The 16,234-nt window shown below is 53.7% G+C and carries 14 protein-coding genes; 11 read left to right on the forward strand and 3 right to left on the reverse strand.

The window, feature by feature from the left end; all coding sequences use genetic code 11:
* The 3 genes from leuB to leuL all read right to left on the reverse strand — a co-directional run bounded on the left by leuB (position 1) and on the right by leuL (position 2,839).
* On the reverse strand, positions 1–1,092 hold the full coding sequence (gene leuB / locus F384_RS00380; RefSeq protein ID WP_046475426.1) for a 3-isopropylmalate dehydrogenase: 1,092 nt from the start codon (positions 1,090–1,092) through the stop codon (positions 1–3).
* Positions 1,092–2,663, reverse strand: coding sequence for a 2-isopropylmalate synthase (gene leuA, locus F384_RS00385; protein ID WP_046475428.1), 1,572 nt, complete (start codon positions 2,661–2,663; stop codon positions 1,092–1,094). The genes leuB and leuA overlap by 1 nt, the downstream gene beginning before the upstream one ends.
* An 89-nt stretch (positions 2,664–2,752) precedes the next feature.
* Positions 2,753–2,839 carry a leu operon leader peptide gene (leuL, locus tag F384_RS28335; RefSeq protein ID WP_052746863.1) on the reverse strand — a complete coding sequence of 29 codons (87 nt, stop codon included), beginning with the start codon at positions 2,837–2,839 and terminating at the stop codon, positions 2,753–2,755.
* Positions 2,840–3,498: 659 nt separating this feature from the next.
* Between leuL and leuO the strand changes: the two genes are divergently transcribed.
* From leuO to mraY, 11 genes are all read left to right on the forward strand, one after another.
* Positions 3,499–4,449 (forward strand): transcriptional regulator LeuO, encoded by a 951-nt coding sequence (gene leuO, locus F384_RS00390; protein ID WP_046475430.1) that lies wholly within the window; start codon positions 3,499–3,501, stop codon positions 4,447–4,449.
* A gap of 318 nt (positions 4,450–4,767) precedes the next feature.
* Complete coding sequence (gene ilvI / locus F384_RS00395; protein WP_052746864.1) at positions 4,768–6,492, forward strand: acetolactate synthase 3 large subunit; 1,725 nt, start codon at positions 4,768–4,770, stop codon at positions 6,490–6,492.
* Between the two features lie 2 nt (positions 6,493–6,494).
* Positions 6,495–6,986: an acetolactate synthase small subunit gene (gene ilvN, locus F384_RS00400; RefSeq protein ID WP_046475433.1), complete on the forward strand. Its 492-nt coding sequence runs from the start codon at positions 6,495–6,497 to the stop codon at positions 6,984–6,986.
* A 180-nt stretch (positions 6,987–7,166) separates the two neighbouring features.
* Complete coding sequence (gene cra / locus F384_RS00405) at positions 7,167–8,171, forward strand: catabolite repressor/activator (RefSeq protein WP_046475435.1); 1,005 nt, start codon at positions 7,167–7,169, stop codon at positions 8,169–8,171.
* A gap of 609 nt (positions 8,172–8,780) precedes the next feature.
* Positions 8,781–9,239: a division/cell wall cluster transcriptional repressor MraZ gene (gene mraZ, locus F384_RS00410; protein ID WP_044255498.1), complete on the forward strand. Its 459-nt coding sequence runs from the start codon at positions 8,781–8,783 to the stop codon at positions 9,237–9,239.
* Between the two features lie 2 nt (positions 9,240–9,241).
* Positions 9,242–10,183: a 16S rRNA (cytosine(1402)-N(4))-methyltransferase RsmH gene (gene rsmH / locus F384_RS00415; RefSeq protein WP_046497544.1), complete on the forward strand. Its 942-nt coding sequence runs from the start codon at positions 9,242–9,244 to the stop codon at positions 10,181–10,183.
* Positions 10,180–10,545, forward strand: coding sequence for a cell division protein FtsL (gene ftsL / locus F384_RS00420; protein ID WP_046475442.1), 366 nt, complete (start codon positions 10,180–10,182; stop codon positions 10,543–10,545). The genes rsmH and ftsL overlap by 4 nt, the downstream gene beginning before the upstream one ends.
* A 15-nt stretch (positions 10,546–10,560) precedes the next feature.
* Complete coding sequence (gene ftsI, locus F384_RS00425; RefSeq protein ID WP_046475445.1) at positions 10,561–12,327, forward strand: peptidoglycan glycosyltransferase FtsI; 1,767 nt, start codon at positions 10,561–10,563, stop codon at positions 12,325–12,327.
* Positions 12,314–13,801: a UDP-N-acetylmuramoyl-L-alanyl-D-glutamate--2,6-diaminopimelate ligase gene (gene murE, locus F384_RS00430; protein WP_046475447.1), complete on the forward strand. Its 1,488-nt coding sequence runs from the start codon at positions 12,314–12,316 to the stop codon at positions 13,799–13,801. Before ftsI ends, murE begins: the two co-directional genes overlap by 14 nt.
* Positions 13,798–15,156 carry a UDP-N-acetylmuramoyl-tripeptide--D-alanyl-D-alanine ligase gene (gene murF / locus F384_RS00435; RefSeq protein ID WP_046475450.1) on the forward strand — a complete coding sequence of 453 codons (1,359 nt, stop codon included), beginning with the start codon at positions 13,798–13,800 and terminating at the stop codon, positions 15,154–15,156. The genes murE and murF overlap by 4 nt, the downstream gene beginning before the upstream one ends.
* Positions 15,150–16,232 carry a phospho-N-acetylmuramoyl-pentapeptide-transferase gene (gene mraY, locus F384_RS00440; RefSeq protein ID WP_042323857.1) on the forward strand — a complete coding sequence of 361 codons (1,083 nt, stop codon included), beginning with the start codon at positions 15,150–15,152 and terminating at the stop codon, positions 16,230–16,232. Before murF ends, mraY begins: the two co-directional genes overlap by 7 nt.
* Positions 16,233–16,234 lie beyond the last annotated feature (2 nt).

The following is a 16,234-nucleotide window of genomic DNA, read 5'->3' on the forward strand; positions in this document are numbered from 1 at the left end:
TTACACCCCTTGTGCGACGTAGCGAGCAATGATGTCGCCCATCTCATCGGTACCGACGGCGGCCGCGCCACGGGCTAAATCACCGGTGCGGATACCTTCTTCTAATGCGCGATTAACCGCACGTTCAATGGCAGATGCCGCATCATCGGCATTCAGGCTGTAGCGCAGCAGCAGCGCCAGCGACAAGATCTGCGCAATCGGGTTGGCGATATTCTTGCCGGCAATATCCGGCGCGGAGCCGCCCGCCGGTTCATACAGACCAAAGCCCTGCTCGTTCAGACTGGCGGAGGGCAACATGCCCATTGAGCCGGTGATCATTGCGCATTCGTCAGACAAAATGTCGCCAAACAAGTTGGAGCACAGCAGCACGTCGAATTGTGACGGGTCTTTAATCAACTGCATGGTGGCGTTGTCGATGTACATATGCGCCAGCTCAACGTCCGGATACTCTTTGGCAATTTCATTGACGATTTCGCGCCACAATATAGAGGTTTGCAGAACGTTCGCTTTGTCGATAGAGGTCACCTTATGGCGGCGTTTGCGCGCAGATTCAAACGCGATACGTGCGATACGTTCAATTTCAAAGCGGTGATAGACCTCGGTATCGAACGCTTTTTCATGCTGACCGCTGCCTTCGCGACCTTTTGGCTGACCGAAATAGATCCCACCGGTCAGTTCGCGAACGCACAGGATGTCGAAGCCATTAGCGGCGATGTCGGCGCGCAGTGGACAGAAGGCTTCCAGTCCCTGATACAGTTTTGCCGGGCGCAGGTTGCTGAACAGTTTGAAGTGTTTACGCAGCGGCAGCAGCGCGCCGCGCTCTGGCTGACTGTCAGGCGGCAGATGTTCCCATTTCGGGCCGCCGACGGATCCAAACAGAACGGCGTCGGCCTGTTCGCAGCCTTCCACCGTCGCCTTCGGCAGCGGTTGACCGTGGTTGTCGATCGCCGCGCCGCCGACGTCATAACGACTGGTGGTAATGCGCATCTCAAATCGATGGCGAACCGCTTCCAGGACTTTCAGTGCTTGCGCCATCACTTCCGGACCAATACCGTCGCCCGGCAAAACAGCAATATGGTAATTCTTCGACATCACACGGTTTCCTTGTTGTTCTCGTTGTTCTGAGCTTTACGTTGCAACTCTTTTTCGACTTCTGCCGCACGCCAGATGTTGTTCAGCACGTGCACCATCGCTTTCGCGGAAGATTCAACAATGTCTGTCGCCAGTCCGACGCCGTGGAAGCGACGTCCGTTATAGTTCGCGACGATATCCACCTGACCCAGTGCATCTTTACCGTGCCCTTTGGCGGACAGGCTGTATTTCACCAGCTCAATGTCGTAATCGGTAATGCGGTTGATTGCCTGGTAAATGGCATCGACCGGGCCGTTACCGTTAGCCGCTTCGGCTTTTACGTCATTGCCGCAGGCCAGTTTGACCGAGGCGGTGGCAATGTCGTTAGAACCAGACTGGACGCTGAAATAATCCAGGCGGAAGTGCTCGGGTTCTTCCTGTTGCTTGCCAATAAACGCCAGCGCTTCCAGATCGTAATCGAACACCTGACCTTTCTTATCGGCCAGCTTCAGGAAGGCGTCGTACAGATTGTCCAGGCTGTATTCACTCTCTTTATAGCCCATCTCATCCATACGGTGTTTCACCGCCGCGCGCCCGGAACGGGAGGTCAGGTTCAGTTGCACCTGATTCAGACCGATGGATTCCGGCGTCATGATTTCGTAGTTTTCACGGTTCTTCAGCACGCCATCCTGGTGGATCCCGGAGGAGTGGGCAAACGCGCCGCTACCGACAATGGCTTTGTTCGCCGGGATCGGCATGTTGCAGATCTGGCTGACCAACTGACTGGTACGCCAGATCTCCTGATGGTTAATGCGGGTGTTGACGTTCAGGATGTCCTGGCGAACTTTAATCGCCATGATCACCTCTTCCAGCGAGCAGTTGCCTGCACGTTCACCAATCCCGTTCATCGCGCCTTCTACCTGACGCGCACCTGCGTGGACCGCAGCCAGCGCGTTGCCGACGCCCAGCCCTAAGTCGTCATGGGTATGAACGGAGATGATCGCTTGATCGATGTTTGGCACGCGCTCATACAGACCGGAGATAATGCCGGCGAACTCGAAGGGCATGGTGTAGCCGACGGTGTCAGGAATATTGATGGTTTTTGCGCCAGCATTAATGGCGGCTTCCACGACGCGAGCCAGATCGGCGATAGGCGTACGGCCTGCATCCTCACACGAGAATTCGACGTCGTCGGTGTAATTACGTGCGCGTTTCACCATATAGATAGCACGCTCAATCACGTCGTCCAGCGTGCTGCGCAGTTTGGTGGCGATGTGCATCGGTGAGGTGGCAATAAAGGTATGAATACGGAAGGCTTCGGCGACCTTCAGCGACTCCGCCGCCACGTCGATATCTTTTTCCACGCAGCGGGCTAATGCGCAAACCCGGCTGTTCTTGACCTGACGGGCGATGGTTTGTACGGATTCGAAGTCGCCGGGAGAGGAAACAGGGAAGCCGACTTCCATGACGTCAACACCCATACGCTCAAGGGCCAGCGCGATCTGCAGCTTCTCTTTCACACTCAGGCTTGCCTGTAACGCCTGTTCACCGTCGCGTAAAGTGGTATCGAAAATAATGACTTGCTGGCTCATGTGTTAGGTCCTTAGTCTTTAGGGCGCCTTGCTTCGAGCATAAAAAAACCCGCGCAACGGCGCGGGTTTTTTATCTTACTGGATACGACTTAATGCTGAATGCCGTTCACCAGTCTACCGCGCAACGAAGATGCGTTTAGTAGTAGTAGACCGTTAAAGCGAGCGATACGAATCATTAAATCAACTCCAGGCGAATGCGATATGCTTTTAGTGGTACTGGATACGATGACTGATGTCAACCCCGCAGCGCGAAAACAGCCTCGAGGGAAGAAAGAAACGAACAGGGTGCTTTAGCTAATTGTGCTGAACTTTTTGCATTATCCCATATTAAAAGATGAGGCGTTATTCACACATGTCATCGTTTGACATAATTAAACATGTGTTTTTGTATTTGATAACAAACCCCGAAGGCGAAAAATGACGGCAATGCTGTTGTTATCTGTATGATTTCAATGAAAATGTAAAGATTTTGTATTGACCAGAATTAAAAATAACTGTGATATTGATAAGCGAGTGTTAAGAGTTAAAGCATAAATGATATAAATATTTAATCAAAACTTAAGTCATTATTAACCTGGTGCATGATTGTTTATTTGCAGTGCTTATGTGTATATTGCCTACGTCATTAAAACTTTATGATTTATCGTGCTGTGAAGGATACCACATCACGCAGGTGCCCGTTTCCCCATTTTTGTTCTGGTACCTTTATGTTTTCCTAATTTTAGCCTCTACTCTGTTTCTTGTTTTATATGCATGGTAAATCATATTTTCTGAGATTATTTCTCTGCATTCCGACAAAAAAAGGGAGTTAAGCGTGACAGTGGAGTTAATCAGTATGCCAGAAGTAATTGTAGATAAACCTACCCCCCATCTTTTATCGATGGATAAACCGCAACTTCGTATGGTTGATCTTAATCTATTGACTGTATTTGATGCGGTCATGCAGGAGCAGAATATCACCCGCGCCGCGCATGCCCTCGGGATGTCGCAGCCAGCCGTAAGTAACGCCGTGGCGCGTCTTAAGGTCATGTTTAATGATGAGCTTTTTGTGCGTTACGGTCGTGGGATCCAACCGACTGCGCGTGCTTTTCAGCTTTTCGGTTCCGTCCGTCAGGCTCTGCAATTAGTACAGAATGAATTACCCGGTTCCGGCTTTGAACCCGGCAGCAGTGAACGCGTGTTTCATCTTTGCGTTTGCAGTCCGCTGGATAATATCCTGACCTCTTTAATTTATAATCGTGTTGAAAAAATCGCCCCTAATATTCACGTCGTATTTAAGTCATCTTTAAATAAGGACACTGAACACCAATTACGTTATCAGGAAACTGAGTTCGTTATTAGTTATGAAGAGTTCCGTCGCCCAGAATTTACGAGTATTCCATTGTTTAATGATGAAATGGTGCTGGTCGCCAGTCGTAAACATCCTCGTATTAACGGGCCACTGCTGGAAAGTGACATCTATAATGAACAGCACGCTGTTGTTTCACTTGATCGTTTCGACTCGTTTAGCCAACCCTGGTACGACACGGTTGATGCACAAACGTGTGTGGCCTATCAGGGGATGGCGTTAATCAGTGTCCTTAATGTCGTTTCACAAACGCATCTGGTGGCTATTGCACCGCGTTGGTTGGCTGAAGAGTTCACCACCTCTCTGGATCTACAAATATTACCGCTACCTTTAAAACTGAATAGCAGAACCTGTTATCTTTCATGGCATGAAGCTGCCGGTCGGGACAAAGGGCATCAATGGATGGAAGAGTTGTTAGCTTCTGTCTGCAAGCGTTAGGCGCGAATGAGATAAACCGGGTGCGAACATCCGGTTTATCCTGTCTCAGTTTTATTCACTGGCATTTTGTCCTGAATTAGGATGAGCGTTCTTTTTTCTATCCGCGAAAAAATTGATGATTCGCTGTATGTGCCCATTTCCAACCGATTAATTATCAATACCTGAGTGAAATTTAGTTTTATTCGCCGTTTCTCCGTCACTTTCCTCTCATTTATGCTTATTTCCCGGCGTCTTTGTCCCTTTCTCTGAATTGCCTGCATCCTGGGGAGCGGTTAAGGTGTTTTACACATCATTAATCGTCATTCAGTGAGGCAAGCCATGGAGATGTTGTCTGGAGCCGAAATGGTCGTCCGATCGCTTATTGATCAGGGCGTTAAGCAGGTATTCGGTTATCCCGGGGGCGCAGTCCTCGATATTTATGATGCGTTGCATACGGTGGGTGGTATCGATCACGTGCTCGTCCGCCATGAACAGGCGGCTGTGCATATGGCCGATGGCCTGGCGCGAGCAACGGGGGAAGTGGGTGTGGTACTGGTGACTTCGGGTCCTGGAGCCACCAATGCGATTACCGGAATCGCGACGGCATATATGGATTCTATTCCGTTAGTGATTCTTTCCGGCCAGGTCGCGACGTCGTTGATTGGCTATGACGCCTTTCAGGAGTGCGACATGGTGGGGATATCCCGCCCGGTCGTGAAACACAGTTTTCTGGTTAAGCAGACGGAAGACATTCCGCAGGTGTTGAAAAAAGCCTTCTGGCTGGCGGCGAGCGGCCGTCCCGGACCGGTAGTGGTGGATTTGCCGAAGGATATTCTCAATCCTGGCAAAAAACTGCCTTATTCCTGGCCCGAGTCGGTCAGCATGCGATCGTATAACCCGACCACTGCGGGCCATAAAGGGCAGATTAAGCGCGCCCTGCAAACGCTGGTTACGGCAAAAAAACCGGTTGTCTATGTTGGCGGTGGGGCCGTGACGGCAGGTTGTCATGAACAACTGCGCCAGACCATCGAAACGCTCAACCTGCCAGTGGTCTCTTCGCTGATGGGGCTGGGGGCATTTCCCGCGACGCACCGTCAGTCGCTCGGAATGCTGGGCATGCATGGCACTTACGAAGCCAACATGACGATGCATAACGCCGACGTGATTTTTGCCGTCGGGGTACGTTTCGACGATCGTACGACGAATAATCTGGCCAAGTATTGTCCGAATGCGACGGTGTTGCACATTGATATCGACCCGACTTCAATCTCCAAAACGGTGACGGCGGATATCCCTATTGTCGGTGATGCGCGTCAGGTGCTGGAACAGTTACTGGAGTTATTGCCGCAGGAATCTGCCCAACAACCGTTAGATGATATTCGTGACTGGTGGCAACAGATTGAACGCTGGCGCGCTCGTCAGTGCCTGAAATATGACACGCACAGTGAGAGTATCAAACCGCAGGCGGTCATTGAGGCTATCTGGCGTCTGACCAACGGTGATGCTTATGTGACCTCAGATGTGGGACAGCATCAGATGTTTGCCGCTCTCTATTACCCCTTCGATAAACCACGCCGTTGGATCAACTCTGGCGGTCTCGGCACGATGGGCTTTGGCCTGCCTGCGGCCCTGGGGGTGAAAATGGCGCTGCCCGAAGAAACGGTGGTCTGCGTGACAGGTGACGGCAGTATTCAGATGAACATTCAGGAGTTGTCGACCGCGCTGCAGTATAAGCTGCCGGTGCTGGTGCTAAACCTGAACAACCGTTATCTGGGCATGGTGAAGCAATGGCAGGACATGATCTACTCGGGACGCCACTCTCAATCCTATATGCAGTCGCTGCCTGATTTTGTTCGCCTGGCGGAGGCCTACGGACACGTTGGCATTCAGATTTCTCGTCCTGATGAGCTGGAAAACCAATTGAGTGAAGCGCTGGCGCAAGTGAAGAACGGTCGTCTGGTGTTTGTCGATGTCACCGTTGATGGCAGCGAACACGTCTACCCGATGCAGATTCGCGGCGGCGGGATGGATGAAATGTGGTTAAGTAAAACGGAGAGGACCTGATTATGCGCCGGATATTATCAGTACTGCTGGAGAACGAATCCGGTGCGTTGTCGCGCGTGATCGGCCTTTTTGCGCAGCGCGGTTACAACATTGAGAGCCTGACCGTCGCGCCGACGGACGATCCCACGCTCTCTCGCATGACCATCCAGACGGTGGGCGACGAGAAAGTGCTGGAGCAAATTGAAAAGCAACTGCACAAACTGGTCGATGTGTTGCGGGTCAGTGAACTCGGGCACGGTGCGCACGTCGAGCGCGAAATCATGTTGGTGAAGATTCAGGCCAGCGGCTATGGCCGGGAAGAGGTGAAACGCAACACGGAGATCTTTCGTGGGCAGATTATTGATGTCACGCCAAGTTTCTATACCGTTCAACTGGCAGGGACCAGCGATAAGCTGGATGCTTTTCTGGCGACGTTGCGTGACGTGGCGAAAATCGTTGAGGTCGCCCGTTCCGGTGTGGTGGGGTTATCCCGCGGCGACAAAATAATGCGCTAATCATGCTCTTTTCGTTAATTCACATGCCCAACGTCTTCCGTTGGGCATTTTTTTGCGAAATCCGTGGTAACCCGGAATAAAAGCGGTTGCCGCAGTGACTATTCTGCGCTTAGATGTTACCGATTTTAACCCATGCCGTTACAATGGTTATGGTTTGTACATTTTACGCAAGGGGCAATTGTGAAACTGGATGAAATCGCTCGGCTGGCTGGTGTATCGCGAACGACTGCAAGCTACGTAATTAACGGAAAAGCAAAGCAATACCGCGTGAGCGACAAGACTGTCGAAAAAGTCATGGCGGTGGTGCGTGAGCATAATTACCACCCGAATGCTGTGGCTGCCGGGCTGCGTGCTGGACGCACACGTTCTATCGGTCTGGTGATCCCGGATCTGGAGAACACGAGCTATACCCGCATTGCAAATTATCTTGAGCGCCAGGCGCGCCAGCGTGGTTATCAACTGCTGATTGCCTGTTCAGAAGATCAGCCCGATAACGAAATGCGCTGCATTGAACATCTTTTACAGCGCCAGGTTGATGCGATCATTGTCTCTACGTCGTTGCCGCCGGAACATCCGTTCTATCAGCGTTGGGCTAATGACTCTTTCCCCATTGTGGCGCTGGATCGCGCATTAGATCGTGAGCATTTTACCAGTGTCGTGGGGGCCGATCAGGACGATGCCGAAATGCTGGCCGGAGAATTGCGTAAGTTTCCGGCTGACAGCGTGCTCTATCTGGGCGCGCTACCGGAGTTGTCCGTCAGCTTCCTGCGCGAGCAGGGCTTCCGTGCCGCCTGGAAAGACGATCCGCGTGAAGTGAATTTCCTGTATGCCAACAGCTATGAGCGCGAAGCGGCGGCACAGCTATTTGAAAAATGGCTGGAAACGCATCCGATGCCGCAGGCGCTGTTTACCACCTCATTTGCCCTGTTGCAGGGGGTGATGGATGTGACGCTGCGTCGCGACGGTAAACTGCCTTCCGATTTGGCGATTGCGACCTTTGGCGACAACGAACTGTTGGATTTCCTCCAGTGCCCGGTCCTGGCAGTAGCGCAGCGCCATCGTGATGTTGCAGAGCGCGTACTGGAAATCGTACTGGCGAGTCTGGATGAACCGCGTAAACCAAAACCGGGGTTAACGCGCATCAAGCGCAACCTCTATCGTCGGGGCGTATTGAGCCGCAGCTAGTCATTATCTGAATTGTTGCGCCAGAAATCCTCCTTCTGGCGCGGCAAATAATCCTCTTCCAACAATACCCACAACATAATCCAGATTTATTCCTTAGAATTATCTCAATTTTAGAAAAATAAACACTTTTTAAACGAAACGGCCCGACTGAAGGATATTGCGGGGTAATGCCGGTTTACTTTGTATTATTTTGTTACATGCCTGGTGCGAATTGCCGAATTAACAAACACTTCATGCCGCAACTGCGCGAAAGTCTCGGCAGGCTTGCCAGCTCAGGGTGAAGACCGCGAGAAACAGGGGCTGTATTCACGATGCATTATGTCTTAAAATGCCGCTCGCGTCGCAAACTGACACTTTATATTCCCTCCTGAGAATAATTGTTCGTTTTAAAACGGTGATGAGTTTTTGGATTTTTTTCTTACAAATATTCATGACGTTAATTTGCTTCGTTCGTTGGACAGAATTTAATCAACGCTGATATTAGCCGTAAACATTGGGTTTTTTACTCAGGTAAGCGTTGTGACTCGCTTGACAAGCTTTTCCTCCGCTCCGTAAACTCCTTTGAGTGGGAATTTGTGGGGCAAAGTGGTAATGAGGGGGGAGACTGGCATGTTCCGGGGAGCAACGTTAGTCAATCTCGACAGTAAAGGGCGCTTATCTGTGCCTACCCGTTACCGGGATCAACTGATCGAGAGCGCTACCGGTCAAATGGTTTGTACCATTGACATTCATCACCCGTGCCTGCTGCTTTACCCCCTGCCTGAATGGGAAATTATCGAGCAAAAATTATCGCGTCTGTCGAGCATGAACCCGGTAGAGCGCCGCGTGCAGCGTTTACTGTTGGGGCATGCCAGCGAATGTCAGATGGACAGCGCCGGGCGATTGCTGGTTGCGCCTGTCCTTCGCCAACATGCCGGGCTGACAAAAGAAGTGATGCTGGTTGGACAGTTCAACAAGTTTGAACTGTGGGATGAAACGACCTGGTATCAACAGGTCAAGGAAGATATCGACGCTGAGCAGAGTGCGACCGGGACGTTGTCGGAGCGCCTGCAGGACTTGTCTCTATAATGATGATGGAAAATTTTAAACACACCACGGTGCTGCTGGACGAGGCCGTAAACGGCCTGAATATTCGCCCTGATGGCATCTACATCGATGGGACATTTGGTCGCGGTGGTCACTCGCGTCTCATTCTCTCGCAGCTTGGCGAAGAGGGACGTCTGCTGGCTATCGATCGCGATCCGCAGGCGATCGCCGTCGCCCAGACCATCAATGATCCCCGCTTCTCCATCATTCATGGACCTTTCTCTGCGCTGGCTGATTATGTCGGCGAGCGCAAACTGACCGGCAAGATCGACGGGATTCTTCTCGATCTTGGCGTCTCGTCACCGCAGCTTGATGACGCTGAGCGCGGTTTCTCTTTCATGCGCGATGGCCCGTTGGATATGCGCATGGATCCCACACGCGGCCAGTCGGCTGCCGAGTGGCTGCAAACCGCAGAAGAAGCCGATATCGCCTGGGTGCTGAAGACCTTTGGCGAAGAGCGTTTTGCGAAACGTATTGCTCGCGCCATCGTTGAGCGCAACCGTGAACAGCCCATGACCCGCACCAAAGAACTGGCGGAAGTGGTCGCGGCGGCAACGCCGGTGAAAGACAAATTCAAACATCCCGCGACCCGTACCTTCCAGGCGGTGCGCATCTGGGTGAACAGTGAACTGGAGGAGATAGAGCAGGCGCTAAAAAGCTCGCTCAGCGTGCTGGCCCCGGGTGGGCGGCTTTCTATCATCAGTTTCCACTCGCTGGAAGACCGCATTGTGAAACGCTTTATGCGTGAACAAAGCCGCGGTCCGCAGGTTCCGGCCGGATTACCGATGACGGAAGAGCAGCTCAGAAAACTGGGCGGCCGTGAGTTAAGAGCACTAGGCAAGTTGATGCCGGGTGAAGAAGAGGTTGCAGAGAATCCTCGTGCCCGTAGTTCAGTTCTGCGCATTGCAGAGAGGACGAACGCATGATCGGCAGAGTGACAGAAGCCCTCAGCAAAGTTAAGGGATCGATTGGAAGCAACGAGCGCCATGCCTTGCCTGGCGTGATCGGTGACGATCTTTTGCGATTTGGGAAGCTGCCACTCTGCCTGTTCATTTGCATCATTGTGACGGCGGTGACGGTGGTCACGACCGCACACCACACACGATTACTGACCGCGCAGCGTGAACAACTGGTTCTGGAGCGTGATGCGCTGGATATCGAATGGCGCAACCTGATTCTTGAGGAAAATGCGCTCGGCGATCATAGCCGGGTGGAACGGATCGCAACGGAGAAGCTGCAAATGCAGCATGTTGATCCCTCACAAGAAAATATCGTAGTGCAAAAATAAGGAAAAACGCAACGCATGAAAGCAGCGGCAAAAACGCTAAAACCAAAACGTCAGGAAGAACAGGCCAACTTCATCAGTTGGCGTTTTGCGTTGCTGTGCGGCTGCATTTTACTGGCGCTGGGTTTCCTGCTGGGCCGTGTCGCCTGGCTGCAGATTATCGCGCCGGACATGCTGGTACGTCAGGGAGACATGCGCTCGCTGCGAGTCCAGGAAGTGGCGACCTCACGCGGCATGATTACCGACCGTTCGGGTCGTCCGCTGGCGGTCAGCGTACCAGTGAAGGCTATCTGGGCCGATCCGAAAGAAGTCCATGCCGCCGGGGGCGTTAGCGTTGGCGATCGCTGGAGAGCGCTCTCCACCGCGCTGAATATCCCTCTTGATCAACTGGCTGCCCGTATCAACGCCAACCCGAAAGGGCGCTTTATTTATCTGGCGCGCCAGCTAAACCCGGATATGGCGGATTACATCAAAAAGCTGAAGCTGCCGGGGATTTATCTGCGCGAAGAGTCCCGTCGGTACTATCCCTCCGGCGAAGTGACCGCTCACCTCATTGGTTTTACCAACGTGGATAGCCAGGGGATTGAAGGCGTTGAGAAGAGTTTTGACAAATGGCTCACCGGTCAACCGGGTGAACGTGTTGTGCGTAAAGACCGCTACGGTCGTGTCATTGAAGATATCTCTTCCACCGACAGTCAGGCTGCACATAACCTGGCGTTGAGCATTGATGAACGCTTACAGGCGCTGGTGTATCGCGAACTGAATAACGCCGTCGCCTTTAACAAGGCGGAGTCGGGTAGCGCGGTGCTGGTGGATGTGAGTACCGGTGAAGTGCTGGCAATGGCGAACAGCCCGTCCTACAACCCGAACAACCTGAGCGGCACGCAGAAAGATGTCATGCGTAACCGTACCATCACCGACGTGTTTGAGCCGGGTTCTACCGTCAAACCGATGGTGGTAATGACCGCGCTCCAGCGTGGCGTGGTGCGGGAAAACAGCGTACTCAATACCGTTCCCTACCGAATTAACGGCCACGAAATCAAAGACGTGGCGCGCTACAGCGAATTGACCCTGACCGGGGTTTTACAGAAGTCGAGTAACGTCGGTGTTTCTAAGCTGGCGTTAGCGATGCCGTCCTCAGCGTTAGTAGATACTTACTCACGTTTTGGGCTAGGAAAGGCGACCAATTTGGGGTTGGTCGGAGAACGCAGTGGCTTATATCCTCAAAAACAACGGTGGTCTGACATAGAGAGGGCCACCTTCTCTTTCGGCTACGGGCTAATGGTAACGCCGTTACAGTTAGCGCGAGTCTACGCAACGATTGGCAGCTATGGCGTTTATCGTCCGCTGTCGATCACCAAAGTTGATCCCCCGGTTCCCGGTGAGCGTATTTTCCCGGAGTCGACCGTACGTACCGTTGTGCACATGATGGAAAGCGTGGCGCTGCCGGGCGGCGGCGGCGTGAAGGCGGCGATTAAAGGCTATCGCATCGCCATTAAAACCGGTACGGCGAAAAAAGTGGGCCCCGATGGTCGCTACATCAACAAATACATTGCTTATACCGCAGGCGTTGCGCCTGCGAGTCAGCCGCGCTTCGCGCTGGTTGTTGTGATCAACGATCCGCAGGCGGGTAAATACTACGGCGGCGCCGTTTCCGCGCCGGTATTTGGTGCCATCATGGGTGGCGTTCTGCGCACCATGAACATCGAACCGGATGCGCTGGCAACGGGCGAAAAAAGTGAATTCGTAATTAATCAAGGCGAGGGAACAGGTGGCAGATCGTAATTTGCGCGACCTTCTTGCTCCGTGGGTATCAGGTTTACCTGCGCGAGAACTGCGAGAGATGACACTCGACAGCCGTGTGGCTGCGTCGGGCGATCTCTTTGTGGCAGTGGTTGGTCATCAGGCGGACGGGCGTCGATATATCCCGCAGGCGATAGCGCAAGGTGTGGCTGCCATTATTGCAGAGGCGAAAGACGAGGCAACCGACGGTGAAGTGCGTGAAATGCACGGCGTACCGGTTATCTATCTCAGCCAGCTTAACGAGCGTTTATCTGCACTGGCAGGCCGCTTTTATCACGAGCCATCTGAAAATATGCGTCTGGTCGGCGTAACCGGTACGAACGGTAAAACTACCACGACTCAGTTGCTGGCGCAGTGGAGCCAACTGCTCGGCGAAACCAGCGCAGTGATGGGCACGGTTGGCAACGGCCTGCTCGGTAAAGCGATCCCAACGGAAAATACCACCGGCTCGGCCGTTGACGTTCAGCAGGTGCTGGCGGGACTGGCCGATCAGGGTGCGACCTTATGCGCGATGGAAGTCTCTTCCCACGGTCTGGTCCAGCATCGTGTTGCGGCGCTGAAATTTGCCGCCTCGGTGTTTACCAATTTAAGCCGCGACCATCTGGACTATCACGGCGACATGGAGCATTACGAAGCCGCGAAATGGCTGCTTTTTTCCACGCATCATTGCGGGCAGGCGATTATCAACGCGGATGATGAAGTTGGTCGCCGCTGGCTGGCGAATCTGCCGGATGCCGTGGCCGTCTCAATGGAAGACCATATCAACCCTGACTGCCACGGCCGCTGGCTGAAGGCGGTTGAGGTGAATTATCACGACAGCGGCGCGACCATCCGCTTTGCTTCAAGCTGGGGCGAGGGTGAGATTGAAAGCCGTCTGATGGGCGCGTTTAACGTCAGCAATTTGCTGCTGGCGCTGGCCACGCTGCTGGCGTTGGGCTATCCACTGGCTGACCTGCTGAAAACCGCCGGGCGTCTGCAACCGGTTTGCGGGCGCATGGAAGTCTTTAGCGCACCGGGTAAAACCACCGTCGTTGTTGACTACGCCCATACCCCTGACGCGCTGGAAAAAGCGTTGCAGGCGGCGCGTCTGCACTGTACCGGGCAACTGTGGTGCGTATTTGGTTGCGGCGGCGATCGCGACAAAGGGAAGCGCCCGCTGATGGGGGCGATTGCCGAAGAGTTCGCTGACGTCGTGGTTGTGACGGACGACAACCCACGTACTGAAGAACCCCGCGCCATTATCGACGACATTCTGGCTGGCATGCTGGACGCCGGTCGGGCAAAAGTGATGGAAGGCCGCGCTGAAGCGGTGACCAACGCCATTATGCAGGCGAAAGATAACGATGTGGTGCTGGTAGCCGGCAAAGGCCATGAGGATTACCAGATTGTCGGTACTCAGCGTCTGGACTATTCCGACCGTGTGACCGCAGCGCGTCTGCTGGGGGTTATCGCATGATTCGCGTAACGCTCAGCCAACTTGCCGGTATTCTCGGCGGCGAACTGAAAGGGAACGATCTGTCCCTTGATGCCGTTACCACCGATACGCGTAAGCTGACGCCAGGCTGCCTGTTTGTGGCGCTCAAAGGCGAACGTTTTGATGCTCACGATTTTGCCATTCAGGCAAAAGAGGGGGGGGCGGGTGCGCTGCTGGTCAGCCGTCCGCTGGCCATTGATTTACCGCAGGTGATTGTGAAAGACACCCGTCTGGCCTTTGGCGAACTGGCCGCCTGGGTGCGCGCGCAGGTTCCGACGCGCGTGGTGGCATTAACCGGTTCATCCGGTAAAACCTCGGTGAAAGAGATGACGGCGGCGATCCTTAGCCAGTGTGGCAACACGCTCTATACCGCCGGCAACCTGAATAACGACATCGGTGTGCCGATGACGCTGCTGCGCTTAACCCAGGATGATGACTACGCCGTGATTGAATTAGGCGCCAACCATCAGGGCGAAATTGCCTGGACCGTCGGCCTGACGCGTCCGGAAGCGGCGCTGGTTAACAACCTGGCGGCGGCGCATCTGGAAGGCTTTGGCTCTCTGGCGGGAGTGGCGAAAGCGAAAGGTGAAATTTTTACCGGTCTGCCTGAAAACGGCATTGCCATTATGAATGCCGATAACAATGACTGGCTGAACTGGCAGAGCATCATCGGCGATCGTAAAGTCTGGCGTTTTTCACCAAATGCCGCCAACAGCGATTTCACGGCGACCAATGTGCATGTGACGTCACACGGCACTGAATTTTTACTGCAAACGCCTGGCGGGAGCATTGATGTACTGCTGCCGTTGCCGGGGCGTCACAACATCGCCAATGCACTGGCTGCGGCGGCGCTGTCGATGGCCGTTGGCGCGACGCTGGAGGCGATTAAAACCGGTCTGGCGAAGGTAAAAGCGGTACCAGGACGTCTGTTCCCTGTCCCGTTGGCGGAAAATCAACTGCTGCTCGATGACTCGTATAACGCCAACGTCGGGTCCATGACTGCCGCGGTACAAGTGCTGTCCGAAATGCCGGGTTACCGTGTGCTGGTTGTTGGTGATATGGCCGAACTGGGCGCAGAGAGCGAAGCCTGTCATGTGCAGGTTGGTGAGGCGGCGAGAGCGGCGGACATCGACTGTGTATTGAGTACCGGGAAACTGAGCAAGGCTATCAGCGATGCGAGCGGCGTCGGCGAACATTTTGCGGATAAACCCGCGCTGATCGCACGTCTGCAGGCGCTGATTGCAGAGCAACAGATCATTACTATTTTAGTGAAGGGTTCACGTAGTGCCGCCATGGAAGAGGTCGTACGCGCATTACAGGAGAAAGGATCATGTTAGTTTGGCTGGCCGAACATTTGGTCAAATATTATTCCGGCTTTAACGTCTTTTCCTATCTGACGTTTCGCGCCATTGTCAGCCTGCTGACCGCGCTGTTCATCTCATTGTGGATGGGACCGCGCATGATCGCCCGCCTGCAAAAGCTTTCTTTCGGTCAGGTCGTGCGTAACGACGGTCCGGAGTCCCACTTCAGCAAACGCGGTACGCCGACGATGGGCGGGATCATGATCCTCACCGCGATCGTCATTTCTGTTCTGTTGTGGGCCTATCCGTCAAACCCATACGTCTGGTGCGTGTTGGTGGTGCTGATTGGCTACGGCATTATCGGCTTCGTCGATGACTACCGCAAAGTGGTCCGCAAAGACACCAAGGGGCTCATCGCGCGCTGGAAATACTTCTGGATGTCGGTCATTGCGCTGGGTGTTGCTTTCGCACTGTACCTCGCCGGGAAAGACACGCCAGCGACGGAACTGGTCGTACCGTTCTTCAAAGACGTCATGCCACAACTGGGGCTGTTCTACGTTCTGCTGGCGTACTTTGTGATTGTCGGCACCGGCAACGCGGTGAACCTGACCGACGGTCTGGATGGCCTGGCGATTATGCCAACTGTCTTCGTCGCGGGTGGCTTTGCGCTGGTGGCGTGGGCGACCGGGAACATGAATTTTGCCAGCTATCTGCATATTCCATACTTACGCCATGCTGGCGAACTGGTGATTGTCTGTACGGCGATTGTTGGCGCGGGCTTAGGCTTTCTGTGGTTTAACACCTATCCGGCGCAGGTCTTCATGGGTGACGTCGGATCGCTGGCGCTGGGCGGCGCGCTCGGTATTATCGCCGTGCTGCTGCGCCAGGAGTTCCTGCTGGTGATTATGGGCGGGGTGTTTGTGGTGGAGACCCTGTCGGTCATATTACAGGTCGGCTCCTTCAAGCTGCGCGGACAACGTATCTTCCGTATGGCACCGATTCATCATCACTATGAACTGAAAGGCTGGCCGGAACCGCGCGTGATCGTGCGCTTCTGGATTATTTCGCTGATGCTGGTCCTGATTGGCCTGGCAACGCTGAAGGTACGTTAATC

This window comes from Citrobacter amalonaticus Y19, assembly GCF_000981805.1.
Classification (GTDB): domain Bacteria; phylum Pseudomonadota; class Gammaproteobacteria; order Enterobacterales; family Enterobacteriaceae; genus Citrobacter_A; species Citrobacter_A amalonaticus_C.

What these genes read in the sequence shown, in the direction of transcription:
- leuB (WP_046475426.1), bottom strand. Translation starts at nt 1,092, where the DNA reads ATGTCGAAGAATTACCATATTGCTGTTTTGCCGGGCGACGGTATTGGT.
- leuA (WP_046475428.1), bottom strand. Translation starts at nt 2,663, where the DNA reads ATGAGCCAGCAAGTCATTATTTTCGATACCACTTTACGCGACGGTGAA.
- leuL (WP_052746863.1), bottom strand. Translation starts at nt 2,839, where the DNA reads ATGATTCGTATCGCTCGCTTTAACGGTCTACTACTACTAAACGCATCT.
- leuO (WP_046475430.1), top strand. Translation starts at nt 3,499, where the DNA reads ATGCCAGAAGTAATTGTAGATAAACCTACCCCCCATCTTTTATCGATG.
- ilvI (WP_052746864.1), top strand. Translation starts at nt 4,768, where the DNA reads ATGGAGATGTTGTCTGGAGCCGAAATGGTCGTCCGATCGCTTATTGAT.
- ilvN (WP_046475433.1), top strand. Translation starts at nt 6,495, where the DNA reads ATGCGCCGGATATTATCAGTACTGCTGGAGAACGAATCCGGTGCGTTG.
- mraZ (WP_044255498.1), top strand. Translation starts at nt 8,781, where the DNA reads ATGTTCCGGGGAGCAACGTTAGTCAATCTCGACAGTAAAGGGCGCTTA.
- rsmH (WP_046497544.1), top strand. Translation starts at nt 9,242, where the DNA reads ATGATGGAAAATTTTAAACACACCACGGTGCTGCTGGACGAGGCCGTA.
- ftsL (WP_046475442.1), top strand. Translation starts at nt 10,180, where the DNA reads ATGATCGGCAGAGTGACAGAAGCCCTCAGCAAAGTTAAGGGATCGATT.
- ftsI (WP_046475445.1), top strand. Translation starts at nt 10,561, where the DNA reads ATGAAAGCAGCGGCAAAAACGCTAAAACCAAAACGTCAGGAAGAACAG.
- murF (WP_046475450.1), top strand. Translation starts at nt 13,798, where the DNA reads ATGATTCGCGTAACGCTCAGCCAACTTGCCGGTATTCTCGGCGGCGAA.
- mraY (WP_042323857.1), top strand. Translation starts at nt 15,150, where the DNA reads ATGTTAGTTTGGCTGGCCGAACATTTGGTCAAATATTATTCCGGCTTT.